Here is a 1,442-nt window from a genome sequence, read left to right as displayed (position 1 = left end):
CTTCGCGTCGATTGACTCGGCTCCCGAGGAACGCCAGCGCGGCATCACGATCAACATCTCGCATGTTGAGTACGAGACCGACAAGCGCCACTACGCGCACGTCGATGCTCCGGGCCACGCTGACTACATCAAGAACATGATCACCGGTGCTGCTCAGATGGACGGCGCAATCCTCGTGGTTGCCGCTACTGACGGCCCGATGGCTCAGACCCGTGAGCACGTTCTGCTCGCCAAGCAGGTTGGCGTCCCCACCCTGCTCGTCGCGCTGAACAAGGCCGACATGGTTGACGACGAAGAGATCATGGAGCTCGTTGAGCTCGAAGTTCGCGAGTTGCTTTCCAGCCAGGGCTTCGATGGCGACAACGCTCCCGTTGTCGCGGTCTCCGCACTCAAGGCGCTTGAGGGCGACGAGAAGTGGACCGCAAACATCCTCGAGCTCATGCAGGCCGTTGATGACTTCATCCCCGACCCCATCCGCGACAAGGACAAGCCGTTCTTGATGCCGATCGAGGACGTCTTCACGATCACCGGTCGTGGAACCGTTGTTACGGGCCGCGCCGAGCGTGGAACGCTCAAGATCAACTCCGAGGTCGAGATCGTCGGCATCCGCCCGACGCAGAAGACCACGGTCACTGGTATCGAGATGTTCCACAAGCAGCTCGACGAGGCTTGGGCCGGCGAGAACTGTGGACTTCTTCTTCGTGGCACGAAGCGCGAAGACGTTGAGCGCGGCCAGGTTGTCGTCAAGCCGGGTTCGGTTACGCCGCACACCGACTTCGAGGGCACCGCGTACATCCTCAGCAAGAACGAGGGTGGACGTCACAACCCGTTCTACGCGAACTACCGCCCGCAGTTCTACTTCCGCACCACGGACGTCACCGGCGTCATCACGCTGCCCGAGGGCACCGAGATGGTCATGCCTGGCGACACCACCGACCTGACTGTCGCGCTGATTCAGCCGATCGCCATGGAAGAGGGCCTCGGCTTCGCTATTCGTGAAGGTGGCCGCACCGTCGGCGCCGGAACTGTGACGAAGATCATCAAGTAACACCGCTTCACACAAGAAGGGCCGATCCTCACGGATCGGCCCTTTTTTGCGCCCATTGTGCCCGACACGCCGATCGCGACACGCCCGGGTTGCACAATGCCCCAAGCGTGTGGCAGACTCTTCTAGTTCAACACTTTCGGGTGCGTGTAAGCGCGTTTCGAAATCACTACCAGGCAGTGCATAGCCGTGTCTCACCCCGCGCTTGATTTCGAAGCGTTCGGGGTCGGGGACGCAGGTTAGGCCGTGGGTAGCAGAACAGCACAAATCAACTATCCGGCCGTCATGGAATTTTCATGCCGGTCCCCAGGATCTGCTCTGGGAGCCGACGTTGATCGACTCGGGCCGAATTATTCGGCGTGGGTCGAAATTGACATATGAACAGTGGTGCGACAGC

Annotated in this window: 1 protein-coding gene; it reads left to right on the top strand. The window is 60.5% G+C overall.

Going from position 1 to position 1,442, the window contains the following annotated elements; translation table 11 throughout:
• Positions 1-1,048, top strand: a 1,048-nt coding sequence (tuf, locus tag JF66_RS18185) for an elongation factor Tu (protein WP_035880228.1), incomplete at its 5' end; no start/stop codon positions are given.
• Positions 1,049-1,442 lie beyond the last annotated feature (394 nt).

Origin of the sequence: Cryobacterium sp. MLB-32, assembly GCF_000738085.1 — a bacterium.
Classification (GTDB): domain Bacteria; phylum Actinomycetota; class Actinomycetes; order Actinomycetales; family Microbacteriaceae; genus Cryobacterium.
This window is presented reverse-complemented; position numbering and strand designations above follow the sequence as displayed.